Here is a 20,052-nt window from a genome sequence, read left to right as displayed (position 1 = left end):
TTAGCAAAGACTGAATTTAGTAGTTCTTTTGTAAGGTTGAATTGATTCTGAGGTCTTACTATTAACCCTTGACTCAATTCAATAATCATGAGTAAGAAAAATATTATAAAAACCAAGAGTTTCAATTTTGCACTCAAAATAATCATCCTGAACAAAAAACTTGTTAAGAAAAATGAATATGTAATCTCAAGACAGATACTAAAGAGTGGAACCAGTATTGGAGCTAATGTAGAGGAAGCTGGAGCAGCTCAATCCAAACGGGATTTTATTGCAAAGATGTCCATTGCATCAAAAGAGGCTCGGGAGACTAAGTATTGGCTGCGATTGCTAAAACATAGCGACTTGTTAGATTTTGATGCAGACTTTTATTTGAATGAAATAAATGAGATTGTCAATATATTGTCTGCTATTGTTAAGACTTCGCAAAAGAGCTTAAGGTAATTCAACATTCAGCATTCAAAATTTAATATTGATAATTATTGATACGTTAATCGATTAGAATTAAAAAAATGTTTTATGAAAAATAACGAAAGTGCCCTCAAGCCCACCGTCCTATGGTTTACCGGGCTTTCCGGGTCAGGGAAAAGTACCATTTCAGAAAAAGTATATGCCCAGCTAAAAGATCGGGGATACAAAGTAGAACATCTTGACGGGGATGCCGTTCGGGAAGTATTTCCCACTACCGGTTTTTCAAAAGAAGAGCGCGATAGCCATATTAAGCGCGTAGGCTTTGTTGCCAGCTTACTGCAAAAGCATGGTGTTTTTGTTGTGGCTTCATTTATTTCTCCGTATCAGGATGCACGTGATTTTGTACGCAATATGTGTGAAGATTTTACCGAAATACATATTTCAACGCCGCTGGAAGTCTGCGAACAGCGCGATGTAAAAGGACTATATGAGCAAGCCCGAAAAGGGGAAATTGATAATTTTACCGGCATCAGCGACCCTTACGAAGAACCAGAAGACCCAGAGTTGGAAATTGATACTACCGATATCACTCCTGAAGAGGGCGTACAAATGGTTCTGGAGTATTTAAGAAACAGAAGTTAAGTTTTTGGATACTAGATGTTGGATGCTGGAAATGAATTACCAACAATGGTGTGTTGATTAAACAGTCTCAGTGTAGTGATTTTTTGATCAATGCTATTTTTAATCTATCTATTTACAATTTTCATCGTGTTTAGATAGTCATTGGATAAATAAATCCTTATTTTTTGCCGTTTTAGTTTTTATCAAAACCTAAGATTACATGCAGTTATATAAATTGAATCACATCCGGCAGCTAGAGTCGGAATCCATACACATCATGAGAGAAGTAGCCGCCCAGTTTGAGAACCCTGTTCTCATGTTTTCCGGTGGCAAAGATTCCATTACTATGGCACGACTGGCGCAGAAAGCCTTTTGGCCGGGTAAAATTCCTTTTCCATTTTTACACGTTGATACCGGACACAATTTTGATGAGACCATTGAATTTCGCGATCAGCTAATGGATGATCTGGGCGTGGAGCTTATTGTTGCTCACGTACAGGATATGATTGATGCCGGAAAAGTGAAGGAAGAAAAAGGACCCAATCCCAGCCGGAACAAATTACAGATCCCTACGCTGCTCGAAGCGCTGGAAGAGCATGATTTTGATGCTGCTTTTGGTGGAGCACGTCGGGATGAAGAGAAAGCCCGCGCCAAGGAACGGTTCTTTTCTCACCGCGATGAGTTTGGGCAATGGGATCCCAAAAACCAGCGCCCCGAACTTTGGAATTTGTATAACGGACGTAAAAATCAGGGCGAACATTTCCGCGTATTTCCACTGAGTAACTGGACGGAAATGGATGTCTGGCAGTACATTGCAGCCGAAGATATTGATATCCCCAGCTTGTACCTGGCACATACCCGGGATGTCGTAGAACGAGAAGGGACCTACTTGGCCAAATCCGAATTTATTACTCTAACCGATGATGAGGAATATGAGGAACAAACTGTTCGGTTCCGTACTATCGGTGATATGACCTGTACCGGAGCATTCGAGTCGGATGCCACGACCGTTCCGCAGATTATTGAAGAAGTGGCCTCGGCGCGAATTACCGAGCGTGGAAACCGTACCGATGACAAGCGAGCCGAAGCGGCGATGGAAGAACGAAAAAAACAGGGATACTTTTGATTTAGAATTTTCAATTTTCAATTAAGAATTAGGAATAATTCCTAATTCACAATTCTCAATTTGTAATTACTGTAATGAGTAACGAAACTGACGCAAAGAAATACCTCGACATGGATCTGCTTCGCTTTACTACGGCGGGCAGTGTGGATGATGGGAAGAGTACCTTAATCGGACGATTGTTGTACGACTCTAAGTCCATTTTTGATGACCAGATGAAGAAGATCGAAGAGTCGAGTCGTAAGAAAGGGGATGAATATACCAACCTGGCACTGTTGACTGATGGTCTTTCGGCCGAGCGCGAACAGGGCATTACCATTGATGTAGCCTACCGCTATTTTTCAACGCCCGAGCGTAAGTTCATTATTGCCGATACGCCCGGTCACGTACAATATACGCGCAATATGGTGACAGGGGCATCCACAGCCAACCTGGCTGTAATTCTTGTTGATGCCCGGAACGGTGTTATTGAGCAGACTTGTCGACACTCATTTATATCATCTTTGCTGGGAATTAAGCACGTAGTACTTTGCGTAAATAAGATGGACCTTGTGGATTACAGCGAAGAGCGTTATAAAGAGATTAAAGAGGAGTTTAAGACCTTTTCTTCCAAGCTTGATGTCCCTGACATTCATTACGTTCCCATTAGTGCATTGTATGGGGATAATGTTGTAGAAAAGTCTGACAACATGCCTTGGTATGGTGGATCAACACTGCTTTATACCCTCGAAAATGTACAAGTAGACAGTGATTTTAATCACGTGGACAGTCGATTCCCCGTGCAGTGGGTTACACGTCCGCAGTCAACCGAATATCCCGATTACCGCGGATATGCGGGTAAAGTAGCCGGTGGCGTTTTCAAGCCCGGAGATGAAATTATAGCACTACCATCCGGTTTTACCAGCAAAATTGATACAGTCGAAACTTTTGAGCAGGAAGAGGAAGAGGCTTTCAGCCCCATGTCGGTAACGATGACGCTCGAAGATGAAATCGATATCAGCCGTGGCGACATGATTGCCAAGCCCGATAACCAGCCTACCGTGGGACAGGATATCGATATGATGGTATGCTGGCTTAATAAAGAGCCGCTGGATCCCAATGGGAAATATGCCATCAAACACACCACCAAAGATGCCCGCTGCATTGTAAAAGAGGTAAAATACAAGGTCAATATTAATACCTTGCATCGCGTTGAAGGTGACAAAGAGATTGGGCTTAACGATATCGGACGTATCAAAATTCGTACCACTGACCCGTTATTTTATGATTCCTATAAGCGAAACAGAGAGACCGGGAGTATTATCCTGATTGATGAGTTTACAAACGAAACAGTCGGTGCCGGAATGATTCTTTAGTGAGGGCTTTTCTAAACCGGCATAACATCCCAAACGCAGTGAAAAGTCTCAAACGACAATCATAGCAATATTCACAGCCGGAGCAACTTTCAAAATGGTAACTATATTCATACTTGAGACTCCTCGCTGCACTCGGAGTGACAACATTGGCATTATAGTCAGAGCACTTCCCTGTTTGTCATTATTAGCTTTATGAGTGGGTTCTACTTCTCTATTTGTTATAAATTATAAATACCATTTTCATTGCAGTGTTATGTTCTGGAATGGGGATACTTGTTTTCCGCAGCTGCATATGTAGTTTCAAGCCTGTCCGGGCTAATCATAGCTCGATCTTTGGCCAAGCCGAAGGTTGAATCCAGCCAACAACTCAAAAAACAGCACAAAAAATCTCCTCCCGGGAGGAGTGCCGATCCCGAGAGCTCGGGAGAGGCGAGGTGGGTTATTATACTTGTAGTGTTACAATGCACATAAGCCCACTCCCACATAGAAATACTATGTGTGGGACCACCCCTCTTTCTAGAGGGGGATTTATTTTTTGTCGGTATCTAAAATCTGTAGCCAAACATTAATTTCAGCTCTACAAACATCCCTCCCTATAAATATGAAGGGGCCAATGCCGGGGAATTGGCACTGTAGATCTCCCTTTCGGGTTGAGATTATCTTCTAATTGTAAAAACCCTTTATTGGGACCTGGCAGCCCCTGGTTAAATAGGATTTTATCTTTTAAGAAATGCGATATTTCCTTAACATTAACAGCAGATCACAAAGTTAGTTTAAGGTTAGCCTGCAACCACTTACTTTTAAACTTTACCATTGATAGATCAATTGACCTTAAATTATATTTTTTGAGATTATTATAGAGTTATATTTTGAATTGTAGAGTGTTTGAATTTACGGGTCATGCGACAGAGCAAATGTTTGCTCGTAAAATATCTATTGATGATGTAAAAACGGTTATCCAAAATGGACAGCGAATTGCTTCCTATCCCGATGACCGACCGTATCCAAGCTATTTAATGTTTTCTTACATAAATCAGCGCCCCATTCATGTGGTGGTTGCTGTTAATTCGGAAGCAGATACTTGTATTGTAGTAACAGCTTATGAACCTTCTCTTGACATTTGGAAGAAAGATTTTAGATCTCGAAAATAACCCATAATATTATGGAATGCGTAATTTGTAAATCCGGTACGATGAAAGCGGGCAAGGTTACCGTTACATTGCAGCGAAATGAAAGTATTATTGTTGTAAAAAATGTTCCGGCCAAAGTCTGTGAAAATTGTGGAGAATACACCCATTCAGAAGAAGTAACACAAAAACTTATGGGTATTGCCGAACAGGCGGTAGCGAACAATGCAGAAATAGAGGTATTGCAGTATGCGGCGTGATGTAGAAAAGTTGTTAAAGGTTGGAAAAGCCAGTAAAATGTTACAGGCAAATACATCTGTTATAGGTTAAGGTTGAGAGATATTATTAATGGTTAAAAATTTTCGTGATATAGGACGTTTGGCAGAAAGCTAAATAATTTACTAATCTTCATCTCGAACCTACACTCTGCGCTGGTTTGGGATTGTGTAAACTAAATGCTGTCCGTGATAATACACCTTGATCTCCGTACAAGCCGAAGGTTGAATCCAGCCAACAAGCTTAAAAAATAGCACAAAAAATCTCCTCCCGGGAGGAGTGCCGATCCCGAGAGCTCGGGAGAGGCGAGGGGGACAATTTTTTGGTTCGTTCCAGTGGTTTTCTGGTCCCGATATTTATCGGCGGTTTTCTTGATTGAAAAAAATGAACACTATAACTCTTCAAATTGCTTATCTTGAATTTACCTCATTAGATAAAGTCATAGCATTCGGGATCGGAGGTGACAACAGTAGCATTATAGTCAGAGCACCTCCTTGCTTGTCATTCTGAACGAAGTGCAACGAAACCTGGTGTAGTTGTACAAAGTGAAGAATCTCAAATAGCAGTTATGCTTGTATTCTATATTGGCAGAGTGAATAGCATAACTACATCAACTTAAAAACAAACTAAGGTCCTGTAATTACACTAATTATTGTAATGGATTATTATAACATTTCTTAGATTACATCTTTCCACAAACACGATATTTCCTTATAATAAGCTACCTTAAAATTGAGCAGAGATTTAGTTTCGATTCCACACCTATTTTCCTTTGAGCTTTTTTAAATTTTAATTATCAATGTGCTGAGCAACGAAGACGTACATAACGAGAACAAAGTCTCAAAAAATAAAAAAGGTTTAAAAGTTTACCTTGATAATTGTTGTCTAAATCGACCCTTTGATGATCATAGTCAACCTTCAACAAAAATTTAGCTACAAGTTGAATAACGATTAACGAAAGAAATTTTAATACAAAATAAATACAACGCTGAGCAACCAGGAATCACATAACGAACATCACGACCCCACACCTCATAGAAGGCAACAGCCTCAATCCTACTACGATGCTCCCCCCGAATACGGTTATCGTCCCGTCGAAGAAGACGAAATAGACTTGGTCGAATTGTTGCAGGCCTTCTGGGATGCCCGCGAAAAAATTGTTAAAATTACCGGCGCTTTTTTAGTATTAGGATTGCTCATTGCACTTTTTAGCCCCGAAGAATATACGGCCGAAGCTACACTCATGCCGGAATCTCAAGAACAAGGCTTAGGGGGAAAGGCCGGAAGTTTGTTGTCGCAGTATGGTGGAATGTTGGGGATTAGTCCGAGTGATTTAAGTGGAGGGCAGACCGGAAGCATTCCGCCCCAGCTTTATCCCAAGATTGCAGAAAGCTTACCCTACCAGCTGGAACTTATGCATACGCCCGTTTACTTTGCAAGTTATGATACCACTGCCGGAGTGCATGAATTCTATACCGAAATTTATTCTCCTTCAATTTTTGGATATATAAAGGAATACACCATTGGCTTACCTGGTAAAATGGCTGATATTTTTTCTGAAAAAAAACGGGATATGCGAACCTTACCCAAAAAGATTAGCCGCGATTCTGTACTTTCTATTACCGAAGCACAGATGGAAACTGTAAAAATACTTCGTGATCAGTTATTAGTTTCAGTTGATCAGGAAACCGGAGTTCTAAACTTTTCGGTGACCCTGCCGGATGCCAATGCAGCGGCGGAAGTCTCGCAGCTAGGTATTAGCCTGTTAAAAGAGCAGGTAAAAGCTTATCGCACCCAAAAGACCCGGCAGAATCTTGCCTTTGTCCAACAGCAGGTAGATTCTGCCAAAAAACGGTTTAATGTAATACAGCAAAAGCTGGCTGAATTTCGTGACAGTAATCTTAATTTAGCAACGGCTAAAGCGCAGAGTCGCGAGCAGGAGTTGCAGTCGCAATATGATTTAGCTTTTAACCTCTATAATTCCCTTTCCCAGCAGCTAGAACAGGCCAAGCTCGAGCTCCAAAAAGATACGCCGGTGCTTTCGGTGCTGCAGCCGGTGAGTGTGCCGCTGGAAGATAATACCTCGGGATTATTGATTCTGATTGTTTCTGGAATGCTTGGCTTTTTGGTAGCTTTAGGATATTTACTTGCTCACAAATGGTGGAAGAATTTTTACCTTGATTAGGCAAGGTTTTTTTATACTGATAGATCTTAAAGATTACCAAAATCAGCGTGTTTAACATTATATTTTATAAGAAAAAAATACAGCAGTGGTTATCGGATGATAACTTTGCATTTATTTTCAAAGGAAGTATTTACTCGTCTTTATCTAAAGTAGCAGTTGTCCTTTCGAGTGTGGTCATTAATTATCTTATTGCCCAATTCTATGGAGCTGAAGCAGTTGGGAGATATGCTATAATCCAGTCTTTTTTGGCTATAAGCTGTATTTTTTCGGAAGGCGGACTACGGACATCGTTGGTTCGGTTAATTCCAGAATATGCTGCTAAATTTTCAAAAGCAGTATCATTTAAAATTTATAAAAAGAGTCATTTATTACTTCTTTTATTTTCAATTACTGTATCCTTATGCTTGTTTTTATTTTTAGAACCATTAAAGAGTTTATTATTTAACACACCGGGTGAAGAGATTACCATAGTTTTGTATTTAGCTATTGGGGTGATATTATTTCGGAGTTTGAGAAATATAAATATAGAAACATTCCGTGCATTAGGGGAAATTAAGAGATATAGTTTTTTTAAAGCGATTCCTAATTTTCTTGAGCTGGTTTTATTTTTATTCATCAGTTTTATTTTTACTGCTAATATTAATATACCCATTTATGCTCATCTATTGTCTTTATTTATTATGGGTATTCTTTTCTTTCTGTTAGGTTATTACTCATTTCCAGAAGATAGTTCTAATGATGATCAACATGATATCAGCTATAAGTCTATTTTTAATGTATCTGTCCCATTATTCTTGGTGACAACAATGAATGTAGTTATTGCCCAGACTGATATACTAATGCTCGGTTTTTTTATGGATGAAGCTGACGTGGGTATCTATCATATTGTTTATAAAATTGGGATACTGACAATTTTTGTACTTTCAGCCATTAGTTCTATTGCAGCACCTAAATTTTCGCAATTGTATCACGATGACAAAATTGAGGAATTAGAAAAATCAGCTACTCAGACAACAAAGCTTATATTTTTTACTACGTTACCTATAGTCATTGTATTAATTTTGTTTGGTGAATTTATACTTAGCTTTTTTGGGTCCGAATTTGTAGTAGGATATCAACCATTGTTGATTTTGCTGGTCGGGCAATTCATTAATTCTGTGACAGGTCCCGTGGGCTATTTGTTAAGCATGTCTGAATATCAGAATATGGTTAGAAATACTACAATTATTGCCGGTTTTTCTAATATCCTATTTAATGCTTTACTTATACCTTTATGGGGCATTATTGGTGCTGCTATTGCTACGGGCTCATCTTTAGCAATGAAGAATTTGATAAACTACTACCAGGTAAAAAAGAATTTGGGTATAGATATGTGGGGAATGGGAAAATGAATATCACTAAAAAAATAACCCGAAAAGCTAAACTGAGTTATCGGGATATTCTTTTGAGGACTAGCATTAAAGAAGTAATACAACCAAACTTTTTTATTATTGGTGCTCAGAAATCAGGTACTTCTTCCTTATTTAGATACATTAAAAAATATGCTGCGAATTTTGTTTCTCCCTTGAAAAAAGAGATACACTATTATGATTATCGGTTTCATAAAGATTTTAAGTGGTATTTATCGCACTTTCCTCTTAAAAAAAGAAAGAAGGGTTCAGTTATAACAGGTGAAGCTTCACCATACTATCTATTTCATCCTGCTACCCCCCAAAGGATTTCTAAAGATTATCCCAATGCCAAGTTTTTGCTTCTGCTCAGGAATCCGGTAGATCGGGCATATTCCCAGTATAATTTTCAGAAAAAAAATAATATCGGTCTGATCGAACCTTTAACATTTAGGAAAGCTATAAATAAAGAAGAAAGTCGGTTAGAAGAGGAAGAAGAAAAGCTATTAGCATCAGTAAACTATAGAGGAAAAAAACACCAATATTATTCTTACTTGGCACGAGGAAGATATGCTGAGCAGCTTGAAAAGTGGTATCAGTATTTTGATGAAGACCAGTTTTTAATTATTCAAAGTGAGTCTTTTTTTGAGAATACAAAACAAAAATTATTACAAATTTTTGATTGGCTAGAGCTTAAACGCAATAATAATGAATTTGATTTTAATCGGATAAACAAGACCGATTACTCCAAGTTAGATGAGAACCTAAGGCTTGAATTAGAATCTTATTTCGCTCCCCACAATGAGGAGTTATTTAATATGATAGGCCGTGAGTTTAGTTGGGAAAAAAGTAGAGAGGCTAAAGATGAATGAAAAGACAAAGTTGAAGTATTTTTACTTTAATCGCTGGGCTCATCGAGGGTATAATATTGTAAATAGGATCAGAAATAAATTTTATTTTAACACGATTTCACTACATGAGAATGAAGATTTTTCCCCTTTTTTTATTGTCGGATCTGGACGTTCTGGTAATACTTTACTAAGACGAATACTGGTATCTCAAGAAGGAATTGTCATACCTCCTGAAAGTTATGTTCTAGGCAAGATTACACAGCTGCATGCTGTGCATAAAAATTTGGCTTGGGATGAGTACGTAAACCTGATACTTTCTACATTTGAGTACCATCCGGAGTTTTATACTTTCGAAATTGAAACATTAGCTGATCTGGCATTAGAATTGAAAGCGCTTGAATCTGACGAGCAATCACTTGCTAAAGTTATAAATCAGTTTTACGAATTTTATGCCCGAAAAAAAGGAATACCCCTAATAAGATGGGGAGACAAAACCCCGTTAAATGCGATGTATGTTTACGAATTGAAAAAAATGTTTCCAAAAGCACAGTTTGTCCACATTATCCGAGATGGGATTGATGTCGTTAATTCGTATGTAAAAGCAGGCCTCTACGAGGATTTGGATATGGCTGCCCTGCGCTGGAAACAATCAGTCAAATATTTACAAAAGTTTGGTAACAAGTATCCAAAAGACTATTACGAATTAACTTATGAAAGTATGGTATCTAACCCTGAACAAACAGTGGAAAGGGTATGCCATTTTTTAGGTATTGATTTTATGAGTGAAAAGATTGCAAAATTTAATCAGCAGGGTGATTTAGGGGATACCAAATATCATGCTCACCATAAAAAAGTGCATAAGCCCATTAATACAGATAGTATTGGAAAGGGACGAAAAGAACTACAAGAGAGTGAGTTAGAAAAAGTTAAATACTTAAACAATCTTTTGTCTAAGTTAGATTATAATATGATCTAAATATAAAAAGGTATCTAATAAGTTCATTCATAATTTAATTTTTTTTCTTTTTGAAGAAGTACTTAGATAAGACCATATTCGTTTTCTTGGTATTATGGCTATTTATTGATGCCTTAAACGGTTTTTTAATTAGCAATAATATTTTTTTAGTAGGGAGTTTTTCATTAGGAGAGGGAATTCGGATCTTTTTTATCTTAGTTCTTTTGGTTGGAATTTTGCAAACTAATCTAGATAAGAACTCTCTGGTTTTTCTTTCGACTATTATTCTTTTATTTGGATTATTCTTGGTGCAATGTTTTTACTCTAATGAAGAGGTCATAAATAACTTAAATGCTGTTGTAAAAATAAGTTTACCCTTTTTGTTATATGTTTTTATAAGTAATAATTACTACTTCTCGAAAGATCGGTTAAGAGTTATCCTTTATGTAAATGCTGCTATCCTCTTAGTAAATTTATTTTCTTCTTTTTTGGGAATTGGATTTTCTAATTATGGCTTTTCGACTGGCGGATTTATGATAGGAGGCGTTGGTTTTTTTTATGCCGGCAATGAAGTTACCGGTGCTTTATTAGTAATTTATTCGTTGCTCTTATATCTCAATAAAAAATCTTTTGTGAAAGCACTGGGTATTACTTTATTATTTTTTATTGCTTCCATTGCATTGCTGAGCAAATCTTCCATACTTGGTACACTTATCATATTTTTTGTTTATGTGTACAATTATCCTAAAATAAAGCTGTACAAAATATTTTCAGTTTTATTAGTAGTCTTCTTTTCTATTTATGAATACCTTTACAAGTTTATTTCTCTTGGCTTGCAACGATGGGCATATTTTATTGATGAATATGGAATATTTACCTATTTGTCGGGTGGTATTAAAAGGAAACGGGTATTTGATACATATATATCAAAGATAATAGAAAATCCTTTGTTGTTAGTATTCGGTGACGGATGGAGTGGTACCGCTGAGCAAAATTTTGTTGATTTATTAGATGCTTACGGTATAATTGGAATATTCATTTTCTTATTATGGATTTATTGGATTTTTAACAATTATAAAAAAGTAAACCAAAAACACGATCAATGGTATTGCTTTTATGTCATGTGTTTGGTCGTAGTTGTTGCTACATTGGCTGGTCATATTATGCAGTCGGCAATGATTGCTCCCTTCGTTGCGATTCTTGCAAATATAGAAATACTTCAAAATAATGAGAAATATATTACTACTTACTAATGCTTATTCTCTGTAAAGAAAAAAGGCAAGTATATTTTAAAAAATCAGTGTCTTGAAGATGGGACTAAAAATACTTAGCAAAATGAATTTAAATAAAATATATCTCTCCAAGTATATATGTGTGATGTATTTAAAAATTTAGTGTAGAGATGTCGCAGGTCTTTCTATTTTTCTGCTAAAACATAGGTAAGGCTATCACTACTCTTTATTAATATTTGGAATATTAAAGTTAATTTTGATTATGAATATCTATGTTATCCATCTGGCGGAAGGTTTTTTGGCATTTTTAAGTAATTTAGGTTTGCATAGAAATCGATTAGAATCTTTGTACGGTGAGCAAGATGTGGATGGGCAGTACTATCACCAAAGAATAGTTAGGGGTATTAATCATTTTGATAACTTTTATCATGATTTGTCTGAAAAAGAAAACTTTTTAGAATTTGGTACAGGGTCTGCATGTATTGATTTGGTAATTGCATATTTGTTAGGTTTTGAAAAAATAATTACCTGTGACATAAATGATCATATCTCACTTAACTATTTAAAAAGCATTAATTTATTTGAAGAACATTTGGATAAGCTTTCTCAGAATTTTTCTATAAAGAAGAAAGTCTTATTAAAAAGATTTGATAAAATACGAGATATAAATAATAAAAATACTTTTTTTGATAGGTTAAACATTACATTTTTGAAATTTAATGAACTTGAAGATTTTAATATTGATAAAATTGATGTCTGGTATAGTATTTCAAATTTGCAAAGAATTCCACTAGAAAACTTACTGCAATATTCTAAAATAGCTACCAAAGCTTTAAAAAGAAATGGTATTGCATATCATAAAGTAGATTGTAACGACATTCATAGCCAACCACATTATCCATTCTCCTCTAATAAAATCCATAGGTTGGATTATTTGAAATATCAAGATTCTGTTTGGAAATTATTAAATAATAAAAAATATGGATGCCAGAATAGGATTAGATACCCGCAGTATATGACTTTATTTGAAGGTTTAAGCATGTCTCCTTCAAATTTACAATTGTATGTTGATCAAGAGGATATAGATTATGTAGAAAAAAGGATGAGTTTACCAGCGTCTTTTAAGTATATGACTCCAAAACAAATAGCTGTAACACATTTTAAAGTAATACTAAAAAAAGAACCGAAAGGCACAATGAACAAAACGTATTTTCGGACAAGTGAATTAGATAATATGTAAAAAAATATTTTAGAAATTATAGTAACAGAACGATAATAAATTTAATCATTTACACAAGTGGGTAACTTGAGAGTATTAATACTAACCAACGCTTACCCTTCAGAAGAAAAAGAATATGCCGGTATCTTTGTAAAAAACCACGTTGATTGGTTTCGCAAAAATACTGACATGGATGTAAGTGTTTTTTCAATAAAAAGAAGCTTTACGGGACTTTTAGGATCTATTAAAAAATACCTTATGAGCTTTCTGCGTTTTTTTATGCAGCTGAGGAAGCAGTATGATGTTTTACACCTGCATTTTTTGTCGCCATTGTTGTTGCTGACATTTATCTATAAACTATTTCATCCGTCAACAACTGTTTTTTTGACCATGCACGGAAGTGATATAAATAATTTGCAGAATACATTTTTGATTCGATTTTATCGTGAGCTTATCGGCTGTGTGGATAGAATTATTTGTGTAGGTCAATCGATGGAAGAGGTTGTAAAACAGAAATTAAACAGGGATGTTGATCATTTTTTGTGTGCGGGTATCAATACAGCGGATATTAATCCTCTCGGCAACGATTATAACGAACGCGATATCGATTTTTTATATGTAGGGTCATTCTATAAAGTAAAAGGCACCGACAAACTGATAGAGGCCTTACAAGAAATTGGTAGTGAGGATTTGAATGTTGTTTTTATTGGCAGCGGCAATTATCAGGAAGAAATTAAAGCCCTTGAGAATCAGGTAAATTTAACCGTTTTGGATAGCCTTACTCAAAAAGAGATTAACCAATATTATAACCGGAGTAAGTTTTTTATTTTTCCCTCCAGAAGTGAAGGATTTGGTCTTTCACTAGCTGAAGCTATGTATTGTGGCACGCCCGGAATAATTTCCAACCTTGAACAATTGAAATATCAGGTCCGTAATGATCACAACGGGTTTGTGTGTGAAGCGAGTACAAGTGATGAGTTGGGTCGGCTAATTAAAAAAGCTTATAACATATCGGCTGGTGAATGGGCGGAACTTAGCCAGAATGCTATGAAAAGTGCTAAGAAATATACTATTGATCATATTTGTAAAACCCTAGAAAAGTTGTATTTGAATACGAGACAATGAATTTGTTGAGGAAACTATATTTTGCTCTTTATATTATTCTTTTTAAAAAAACACCGGAAGACTATCGTCCCTTTGCCTTATTCTTTCCGACGATCAGAAGGTACCTGGTGAAGAACTATTTGAGAAAATGCGGCGAGAATTTGAGAGTTAAAAGCGGCGCTGAAATTTCACCTAAATCTGAGGTGGGGAATAATTCAGAATTGGGAACCCGTTGCATGATTCAGTCGCACTGTTCGATCGGTTCCAACGTAATCATGGGTCCCGATGTCAAGATATATTCACGAAACCATCGGTACAGCCGCTTGGATACTCCCATTCAGTACCAGGGCAAAAAACAGTATAATACTAAGGTTGGTAATGATGTGTGGATTGGTGCAAGTGTCATTGTTTTAGCGGGTGTAGAAGTTGGTGACCATGTAATTATTGGAGCCGGATCAGTTGTTACCAAAGATGTGCCAGACTATGCAATTGTAGGAGGGAATCCGGCCAAAGTGATAAAGTATAGAAATGAGTAGTAAAGAGATTATTTATATTCTGGGAGCCGGGCGTAGTGGTTCAACGGTGTTAGCAACCGTTTTAAATAATCACAAAAAGATTACAAATGTTGGTGAGTTACATCACTTTTTTTCTTATCTGAAAAATAACGATGCATGCTCATGTGGTTTTGAATTTGATTCCTGTAAGTATTGGCGATCGGTAAAGCAATCATTGCCTAAAAAAATAAAAGATAACGTTACTGATTATGAGCAATTAGCTCATCGCATGGAGTATCATTCAGCCATTCCTTATTATTTAGCAGGAACTAAGCCAAGGGGGGATTTTCAGAAGTATCAAGAAGCTCAGAAACAATTAATTGAAGCTATCCATACTAATAATAATCGATATGTGTTAGATTCAGCTAAGTATATCGGTCGGTTTTTGGCGCTCCGGAAAATCTATAATGGAAATGTTAAAGGTATTTTTCTTATTCGCGATGTTCGAGGAGTTATTACTTCTTTTCAAAAGAAGGTGCAAACCTATAGTCCGCCCTTGCGAACCGTTTTGTATTACTGGATTATAAATGTATTGGGTCAAATTCTCGTCTGGTTTCTTTCCAATAAGCAGATTATGAAAGTTCGATATGAAGATATTGTAGATAATCCTGAACAGACCTTTATTGATATTGGCAATTTTTTAGAGATTGATTTTTCTGAAACAATAAAAAAAATTGAAGAAAAGGAACCCTTTGAAATTCCACATTTAGTGGGAGGCAACAGACTAAAAAAATCAGATACCATTACGTTAAGAAAGGATGATAGATGGATAAAAAATATGTCAACCTGCAAAAAGATTGGTTATTACCTTTTGTCTTTCCCCTTGATGCTCATTAACAAGTATAAAATCCTGAAGTAGAAATTTATGAATATTGTACTCACGCTTGATTACGAATTATACTTTGGGAGTAAAACAGGATCGGTGAGAACTTCAATTATTGAGGCAACCGAAAAGTTACTTTCAGTATTAGATAAATTTGATATTAAGGCGGTTTTTTTTGTAGATATAGGTTTTGTAAAAAGATTAGCTGAGTTTAAGTCTGATTATCCGGAACTCCAAAAAGACTATGAGTTGATTACCAATCAACTGAAAAAGCTTTCAGAAAATGGGCATGATTTGCAACTCCATATTCATCCCCATTGGGAAGATAGTGTTTATGAAAATGGAAAATGGGATATAGATGCCAGTCGATATCGTCTGGCCGATTGGTCAGAAAATAAGATTCGAGAAATAGTAACATCCTATAAAAAAAATCTAGAACAATTTCGTGTAAATAATAAGGTATTTGCTTATCGGGCAGGGGGGTGGTGCATTCAGCCTTTTACTAAAATTAAAGGTGCTCTTGAGGAAAATAGTGTCTGGTTGGATAGTACGGTTTATCAGGGAGGATATCAGGAAGATGAAGCCCGTTATTTCGATTTTCGATGTGCGCCCAAAACAACTAAATGGAAGTTTGAGAATAACCCATTAGCCCCTGATAAGTCGGGAAGTTTCCTTGAAATACCTATATCTTCATACAAAGTATCTCCCTTTTTCTACTGGAAGCTGGCCTTCACAAAGCTATTAGATAACCCTAAACATAAAACGTTAGGTGATGGTGGTCCATTACCGGCAGCTAAGAAATGGATCCTACAGAAGTTATTATTACCATCAAATACGGTTGTCAGTATTGATGGCTATAAAGCTTCTTTTTTAGAAAGGGCATTTGACTATTATCAAACTGATAAGCCTGATGCGGATTTTGTAATCATTGGTCATCCCAAAGCGCTGACGAAGTATTCACTGCAAAAGTTTGAAGAATTTATAGAAGAACATAAAGAAAAACATCAATTCTATACCTTTGATAGGTTATTAGAGGAAGGGAGTATTGAAAAGCCACAAAAGAATTAACAAATAACTGCATGATGTCTGATGTTGTTTATTTAAATGAGTATAAAACTCATCCTTTTACAAGTCGAAAAGATTTTTTGAATTACTTGGGAGATGGGAATTTTAATAATATTCTTATTGCTTTGAATGCTGAAAAACTGATGAAAGATGATGATACACTTCGAAGATTGGTTAATCAGCATGTGGGTTATCCGGATGGCATAGGAACGGTAATGGCTTTAAAACGTAAGGGATATACCGCGGATAAAATTCCAGGAGCCGAATTTTGGCTGGATATTATTGACAGACATTATATGGACAAAACATTTTACATGGTTGGCGGCAAGTCAGAGGTTATTGAACAAACCGTTGGACGTCTTAAAGAAGAGTACCAAGGCATTGATATAGTAGGGTATCGCGATGGCTACATGGATGATCAAGAAGAAGAGGGATTGGTAGAAGAGATTAAAATTAAAGAACCCGATATTGTTTTTGTAGCTATGGGAAGTCCGAAACAAGAATTTTTAATGGAGAAGATGTTCGAGGAACACCCTGCATTGTACATGGGGTTAGGAGGTAGTTTTGATATTTATTGCGGGCTCAAAGAGCGAGCACCAAAAGTATTTAGAAAAATAGGTTTGGAATGGTTTTACCGATTAATAACAGAACCTTCCAGAATTCGTCGACAGATTGTGTATCTTCCATTCTTAGCAAAAGTTATTACCAATAGGATTTAGATTTAATGAATGTTGTTATTCTTACCCAAGATGATCCTTTTTTTTTAGCAGAGAATCTGGATTATCTTTTATCTGATTTATCACCTGATGTAAATGTAACTGGATGTGTGGTTTTTGAAGCTTCCCCGTTTGGTGGTAAAGAAAGTTTTTTGAGTAAGATTTTAAAAACCTGGAATATATTTGGTACTGGTTTTTTATTCAATTACGGGATCAGGTTTTTGCGAAATAAGTTAGACCCCACTAAAAAAGTGAAGACTATACTTGAAAGACATTCTGTACCTGTTATCGAATTGGATAGTAGTATAAATTCACATGAGTCTTTAGAGAAAATAAAATTTTATGAACCCGATTTATTGGTATCTATTGCGGGGAATCAAATTTTCAAAGAAGAGTTAATAAATTTAGCACCTGAAGGTTGTCTTAATTTGCACACCGCATTATTGCCAAAGTATCGTGGGTTGATGCCTTCTTTTTGGGTACTAAAAAATAATGAAGATTATACTGGGGTATCGGTCTTTTTTGTAGATGAAGGTATTGACAGCGGTCCTATTTTGGTTCAGAAGAAATTTGAAATTGGGGATCAATCGCAACAAGAATTAATTCAGGAAACAAAGAAGTTAGGAATGGATGCCATCATTGAAGCCATTGATTTGGTAAAAAAAGGTGAGTATAAACTTATTCCAAATCCTGATGAGAAAATGACTTATTATTCGTTTCCTAAACGAGAAGATGTAGAAGAGTTCTGGCAACTGGGGAAAGAATTTTATTAGCTAATATTAAACAGGATAATATTGAAGCACGCTTTATCATTTGATATAGAAGATTGGTTTAATATTTCAGGAATCCCCTATGTTGAAAGACGAGGGAATTGGGATTCGTTTTCTTCTTCGATCGTTGAAGATAAGACTAATCTTATTCTTGATATCCTAAATAAGTACGATGTTAAAGCAACTTTTTTTGTCTTGGGTTGGGTAACCCAAAAATATCCTGCTGTAATAAAAAGAATAGCTGAAGAAGGGCATGAGATTGGTACGCATGGTTACTGGCATTATAGAGTTAATACTCTTTCAAAAGAAAAATTTAGAGATTATTTACGACAGTCGGTAGAAGCATTAGAACAAGTAACGGGAAAAAAGGTTAAGGGATATAGAGCCCCTTCTTTTTCTATTACGCCCGGAACAGAGTGGGCTTTTGAGGTTATGGATGAGATTGGTTTACAATATGATGCCAGTTTATTCCCTGCACAACGTGGCCATGGTGGCTATGATATTGAGCAACGTCCTCAAATACTTGATTCTTCAATAACTCAAACTAACTTTGTCCAATTACCGATGAGTGTGTTGGATTTTGGGAAAGTTAAAGTTCCATTTAGCGGTGGGGGTTATTTACGCTTTTGGCATGAAAAAATATTGCGATATGGATTTTCAAAATTAGAAGATGATGGAATCCCGGGAGTTATTTATCTTCACCCACGAGATTTTGCCCCAAATTGTCCTCGTGTGAAGATGTCGGCAATAAGGAAGTTCAAATGTTATGTTAATCTTCATACGACCCAGAGGAAATTAGAGATGTTGCTTGAAAACTATGAGTTTAGTACATGTGAGAATATATTAAAAGAATGGTTTCAAGTAGAAGATTTGGCTGTTTTATGAAGTACTTAATATCAATTGTAAAACTGTAATTAAAGTTTAATATCACATCTTAATGAAGATCATTAACGTAGCCAGTGCCCGACCTAATTTTATGAAGGTAGCACCCTTGCTCGAGGAATTTAAAAATCATCAGAAAATAGAAGCACAACTGCTGCACACCGGTCAGCATTACGATTATGAAATGTCTAAAATCTTCTTTGACGAGTTGGGTATTCCCAAGCCGGATTTCCATTTGGGAGTAGGCAGTGGTACCCATGCCGAGCAGACCGCCAAAGTAATGACCGAATTTGAAAAAGTATTGCAAGAAGAACAACCCGACTGGGTGGTAGTAGTAGGTGATGTAAATCCGACCATGGCTTGTACGATTGTTGCTAATAAAATGGGTATCAAAGTCGCCCACGTCGAAGCTGGTCTGCGAAGCTACGACCGAGACATGCCCGAAGAGATTAATCGCGTTCTTACCGATAGTATCGCTGATCTTTTGCTGACGCCCTCAATTGACGGCAATATGAATCTTAAAAAGGAGGGGATTGCCGATGAGAAAATCCGCTTTGTTGGGAATATCATGATTGATACTCTTTTTAATATGCGTGAGCGATCGGATGAATCTACCATTCTTGCTGATTTAGGTATTTCCGAAAAAAATTACGGGTTGGTGACGCTTCATCGTCCCTCGAATGTCGATCAAAAAGATACGTTACGGAATTTTGTTGATGTTTTGGAACAAACTTCTACCGATTTGCCACTGGTATGGCCGGTGCATCCGCGTTCCAAAAATAATGCAGAGAAGTTTGACCTCTGGGATCAGTTGAACAGTATTGAAGATTTGCATTTGCTAGAGCCGGTCGGTTATTTGGATAATGTGTGTTTAATGAATAACGCCCGGTTGGTACTGACGGATTCCGGCGGCATTCAGGAAGAGACAACGGCGCTGGGTGTTCCATGTCTTACGGCGCGCGAAAATACCGAGCGTCCTATTACGATTACAGAAGGGACGAATACGCTGGTAGGTACCGATCCGGAAGTAATTTTGGATCATATTGAGAAGCATTTGCAGAATGGTGTTGCTGGTGGTAATAAAGAGTTGCCAAAACCGCTGTACTGGGATGGGAATACGGCGAAACGTATCGTGAAGGCGATTTTGGAAGCTTCTAAATAACCCTGTTCACAGGGTTTACAGAGATAGTAATCAATAGACCCCTACTTTAGTGGGGCTATGGTTGTTTTATTCTTTCGTTTACTCAGCGACCAAAACCGCATTTGATTGCTTATTTCTACGTAAAGAACCAGTACGAAATTATCCTCTACGTACTCGGTTTTCCACCAGCAATTCATTATGGCGATGGCTTACAAATAGACCTAAGAATTGTGAGCGAAGCTCTGAAAGGGTAAGTA

20 protein-coding genes are annotated in these 20,052 nt (G+C 36.7%); all 20 read left to right on the top strand.

The window, feature by feature from the left end; genetic code table 11:
- Window positions 1–87 precede the first annotated feature (87 nt).
- The 20 genes from LX73_RS04660 (at window position 88) to wecB (ending at window position 19,816) form a co-directional block, all read left to right on the top strand.
- Entirely contained in the window at window positions 88–441 is a 354-nt protein-coding gene (locus tag LX73_RS04660; protein WP_148898295.1) for a four helix bundle protein, read from the top strand.
- A 75-nt stretch (window positions 442–516) separates the two neighbouring features.
- A complete protein-coding gene (gene cysC / locus LX73_RS04655) occupies window positions 517–1,050 on the top strand; it encodes an adenylyl-sulfate kinase (RefSeq protein ID WP_148898294.1) in 534 nt (177 codons plus the stop codon).
- A gap of 199 nt (window positions 1,051–1,249) precedes the next feature.
- The gene (gene cysD, locus LX73_RS04650) at window positions 1,250–2,155 is read left to right on the top strand and encodes a sulfate adenylyltransferase subunit CysD (RefSeq protein ID WP_148898293.1); all 906 of its coding nucleotides are present in this window, start codon (window positions 1,250–1,252) and stop codon (window positions 2,153–2,155) included.
- 74 nt (window positions 2,156–2,229) lie between these two features.
- Window positions 2,230–3,507 carry a sulfate adenylyltransferase subunit CysN gene (cysN, locus tag LX73_RS04645; RefSeq protein WP_148898292.1) on the top strand — a complete coding sequence of 426 codons (1,278 nt, stop codon included), beginning with the start codon at window positions 2,230–2,232 and terminating at the stop codon, window positions 3,505–3,507.
- Window positions 3,508–4,388: 881 nt separating this feature from the next.
- Complete coding sequence (locus tag LX73_RS04640) at window positions 4,389–4,658, top strand: DUF4258 domain-containing protein (RefSeq protein WP_211359358.1); 270 nt, start codon at window positions 4,389–4,391, stop codon at window positions 4,656–4,658.
- Between the two features lie 11 nt (window positions 4,659–4,669).
- Entirely contained in the window at window positions 4,670–4,894 is a 225-nt protein-coding gene (locus LX73_RS04635) for a type II toxin-antitoxin system MqsA family antitoxin (RefSeq protein WP_148898290.1), read from the top strand.
- Window positions 4,895–6,024: 1,130 nt separating this feature from the next.
- Window positions 6,025–7,095: a Wzz/FepE/Etk N-terminal domain-containing protein gene (locus LX73_RS04630; protein ID WP_170245581.1), complete on the top strand. Its 1,071-nt coding sequence runs from the start codon at window positions 6,025–6,027 to the stop codon at window positions 7,093–7,095.
- Between the two features lie 47 nt (window positions 7,096–7,142).
- Complete coding sequence (locus tag LX73_RS04625; protein ID WP_170245580.1) at window positions 7,143–8,486, top strand: flippase; 1,344 nt, start codon at window positions 7,143–7,145, stop codon at window positions 8,484–8,486.
- Complete coding sequence (locus LX73_RS04620; RefSeq protein ID WP_170245579.1) at window positions 8,483–9,355, top strand: sulfotransferase domain-containing protein; 873 nt, start codon at window positions 8,483–8,485, stop codon at window positions 9,353–9,355. Before LX73_RS04625 ends, LX73_RS04620 begins: the two co-directional genes overlap by 4 nt.
- A complete protein-coding gene (locus LX73_RS04615) occupies window positions 9,348–10,310 on the top strand; it encodes a sulfotransferase family protein (RefSeq protein ID WP_148898286.1) in 963 nt (320 codons plus the stop codon). Before LX73_RS04620 ends, LX73_RS04615 begins: the two co-directional genes overlap by 8 nt.
- A gap of 50 nt (window positions 10,311–10,360) precedes the next feature.
- Window positions 10,361–11,542, top strand: a complete 1,182-nt coding sequence (locus LX73_RS04610) for a hypothetical protein (RefSeq protein WP_148898285.1) — start codon at window positions 10,361–10,363, stop codon at window positions 11,540–11,542.
- Window positions 11,543–11,783: 241 nt separating this feature from the next.
- Window positions 11,784–12,761 carry a hypothetical protein gene (locus tag LX73_RS04605; protein WP_148898284.1) on the top strand — a complete coding sequence of 326 codons (978 nt, stop codon included), beginning with the start codon at window positions 11,784–11,786 and terminating at the stop codon, window positions 12,759–12,761.
- A 66-nt stretch (window positions 12,762–12,827) separates the two neighbouring features.
- Complete coding sequence (locus LX73_RS04600; protein ID WP_170245578.1) at window positions 12,828–13,865, top strand: glycosyltransferase family 4 protein; 1,038 nt, start codon at window positions 12,828–12,830, stop codon at window positions 13,863–13,865.
- Between the two features lie 140 nt (window positions 13,866–14,005).
- The gene (locus tag LX73_RS04595) at window positions 14,006–14,380 is read left to right on the top strand and encodes an acyltransferase (RefSeq protein ID WP_211359357.1); all 375 of its coding nucleotides are present in this window, start codon (window positions 14,006–14,008) and stop codon (window positions 14,378–14,380) included.
- Entirely contained in the window at window positions 14,373–15,257 is an 885-nt protein-coding gene (locus tag LX73_RS04590) for a sulfotransferase (protein ID WP_148898281.1), read from the top strand. Before LX73_RS04595 ends, LX73_RS04590 begins: the two co-directional genes overlap by 8 nt.
- 6 nt (window positions 15,258–15,263) lie before the next feature.
- Window positions 15,264–16,289: a polysaccharide deacetylase family protein gene (locus tag LX73_RS04585; protein ID WP_148898280.1), complete on the top strand. Its 1,026-nt coding sequence runs from the start codon at window positions 15,264–15,266 to the stop codon at window positions 16,287–16,289.
- 11 nt (window positions 16,290–16,300) lie between these two features.
- The gene (locus tag LX73_RS04580; RefSeq protein WP_148898279.1) at window positions 16,301–17,005 is read left to right on the top strand and encodes a WecB/TagA/CpsF family glycosyltransferase; all 705 of its coding nucleotides are present in this window, start codon (window positions 16,301–16,303) and stop codon (window positions 17,003–17,005) included.
- A gap of 5 nt (window positions 17,006–17,010) precedes the next feature.
- Window positions 17,011–17,775, top strand: a complete 765-nt coding sequence (locus LX73_RS04575) for a methionyl-tRNA formyltransferase (protein ID WP_148898278.1) — start codon at window positions 17,011–17,013, stop codon at window positions 17,773–17,775.
- A 21-nt stretch (window positions 17,776–17,796) separates the two neighbouring features.
- The gene (locus tag LX73_RS04570; RefSeq protein ID WP_148898277.1) at window positions 17,797–18,657 is read left to right on the top strand and encodes a polysaccharide deacetylase family protein; all 861 of its coding nucleotides are present in this window, start codon (window positions 17,797–17,799) and stop codon (window positions 18,655–18,657) included.
- A 52-nt stretch (window positions 18,658–18,709) separates the two neighbouring features.
- Complete coding sequence (gene wecB / locus LX73_RS04565) at window positions 18,710–19,816, top strand: non-hydrolyzing UDP-N-acetylglucosamine 2-epimerase (protein ID WP_148898276.1); 1,107 nt, start codon at window positions 18,710–18,712, stop codon at window positions 19,814–19,816.
- Window positions 19,817–20,052: the final 236 nt, after the last annotated feature.

The sequence above is a fragment of the Fodinibius salinus genome (assembly GCF_008124865.1).
GTDB classification, from domain to species: Bacteria; Bacteroidota; Rhodothermia; order Balneolales; family Balneolaceae; genus Fodinibius; species Fodinibius salinus.
Note: the sequence above shows the minus strand (reverse complement) of the source record. Positions and strands in the feature narration are given on the sequence as shown.